Source organism: Romboutsia sp. 13368 (assembly GCF_018336475.1).
GTDB lineage: Bacteria > Bacillota > Clostridia > Peptostreptococcales > Peptostreptococcaceae > Romboutsia.
Genome location: NZ_CP048741.1, coordinates 1,145,677 through 1,145,991, shown reverse-complemented (window position 1 = coordinate 1,145,991; position 315 = coordinate 1,145,677). Strand labels below are relative to the sequence as shown.

At 26.5% G+C, this 315-nt stretch carries 1 protein-coding gene; it reads left to right on the top strand.

Features of this window, described 5'->3' with window-relative positions:
* The coding region (locus tag G3997_RS04645) for a manganese efflux pump (RefSeq protein ID WP_296648846.1) at positions 1-303 on the top strand (303 nt) is incomplete at its 5' end.
* Between the last annotated feature and the right edge of the window lie 12 nt (positions 304-315).

The window sequence follows — 315 nt, the reverse complement described above, 5'->3', positions numbered from 1 at the left end:
CTTGTTCTTCAAATTTATGCAGATGAAATAAAAGCAGATTATGATAAGTCTAAATTACTTAGTGCTAAAGAAGCTTTTTATTTGGCAGTAGCTCTTTCATTAGATAGTTTAGCAGTTGGTTTTAGTAGCGGATTAGTATATGTAAATTATACACAGGTTATCTTACTTTGTTTTTTAGTGGGTATACTTTGTTTAACATTAGGCAGTCWTATAGSAAAATATTTTGCCAATATAATAGATATAAATTTATCTTGGATATCTGGTGTACTTCTTATTATATTAGCTATTATGAGAACTTTTTAATTAGCTTATATA